This is a genomic window from Achromobacter sp. 1011811831 (assembly GCF_059760905.1).
Genome location: NZ_JCBANG010000191.1, coordinates 1 through 1,376, shown reverse-complemented (window position 1 = coordinate 1,376; position 1,376 = coordinate 1). Strand labels below are relative to the sequence as shown.

1 protein-coding gene and 1 pseudogene are annotated in these 1,376 nt (G+C 65.0%); both read left to right on the top strand.

From position 1 onward, the window contains the following. Nucleotides 1–641: chromate resistance protein ChrB domain-containing protein (locus AC6LJ9_RS30530; RefSeq protein ID WP_498150437.1), on the top strand; the 641-nt coding region annotated here is incomplete at its 5' end. A 53-nt stretch (nt 642–694) separates the two neighbouring features. Beyond that, nucleotides 695–1,376 (top strand): annotated as a pseudogene (gene chrA, locus AC6LJ9_RS30525) (chromate resistance efflux protein ChrA); the annotation flags it as partial.

The following is a 1,376-nucleotide window of genomic DNA, read 5'->3' as shown; positions in this document are numbered from 1 at the left end:
GGAGCCTGACATCCCTGGATGGCGCCGCCGCCGCACGCAAGCTCCAGCCGCTCGTGCGCCGCTTCGAGCAGGTGGCGCGCATCGATTTCTTTCCCGGCGAGGCGCAGCGGCAGACCTTGAGCCTGCTCGACGACCTGCGCGACGCGCTCACCCGCCGGCTTTCTCCCGACGAGCCGACCCCTCGGCAGGCTGACATTCCGCGAATGGAGCGCGCCGACTATCGGGGCCGTGTCTGGGCCACGCGGGCCCGTCCGTGGGTCGACCGGCTTGCCTCGGCCTGGCTGATCCGGCGGTTCATCGACCCGAGCGCCCGCATCGTCTGGCTGGCGAGCCCCGCCGACTGCGAAGCCGATTGGCTGGGCTTCGATTTCGACGGTGCGACGTTCAGCCACGTCGGTACCAAGGTCACCTTCGAGACGCTGCTGGCGAGTTTTGGCCTGGAGGACGACCCGGCGCTGACGCGCCTGGGCGAACTGGTGCATTGCCTGGACGTGGGCGGACTGCCGGTACCGGAAGCGCCGGGCATCGAGCAGCTGCTCGCGGGCCTGAGAGCATCCGAATCCGACGACGACGCGCTGCTCGTTCGCGCGTGCGAAGTTTTTGATTGGCTGTTGAAGAGTTACGAGGAAAAAACAACGTGAACGCCCTGACCAGTCCTCAGACGGATGCTACGACTGAAGCCGTCCCTCCAGCGATGAGCTACCTGCAGCTCTTCGTCCGCTTTCTCAAGTTCGGCTTGCTCGCATGGGGCGGGCCTGTAGCTCAGATCGCCATGTTGCGCCGCGAGCTCGTGGACGAGGAACGCTGGATCTCCAGCAAACGCTTTAACAAGCTGCTTGCGGTGATGCAAGTACTGCCCGGACCCGAAGCACACGAAATATGCGTTCATTTGGGCATCCGAGCCAAGGGGCGGCTGGGGGGCGTACTGGCGGGACTCGGGTTCATGCTTCCCGGATTCTTGCTGATGTTCGCGTTGTCTTGGTTGTACTTCCAGATTGAATTCGTGGGCACCGCGCTGGGCGCGGCATTCTTTGGCGTGCAGGCGGCCGTGATCGCACTGATCGTGCGCGCCGTGCACCGCATCGGCGAGCACATCCTGCTCGATCGCTGGTTGTGGGCCATTGCCATCGTTTGCGCGCTGGCAGCCATAGTTCGTGTCGACTTTTGGATCACCCTGCCGGCGGGTGGGCTTGTGTACGCCCTGCTCGTGCTCAAGCATCGGGCCTCAGCACTGCTAGTGACGCTGGCAGCGGTGGCGCTGGCCGCGGCCGTGGCTTTGTGGGCTGCGCCGGCGGCGAAGCTGGTGGAAACGGTCGTTCAAGGCCAGGCATCGGTGCTGCTCATCTTCGCCTCGGGCCTGAAGGCTGGCTTGCTCA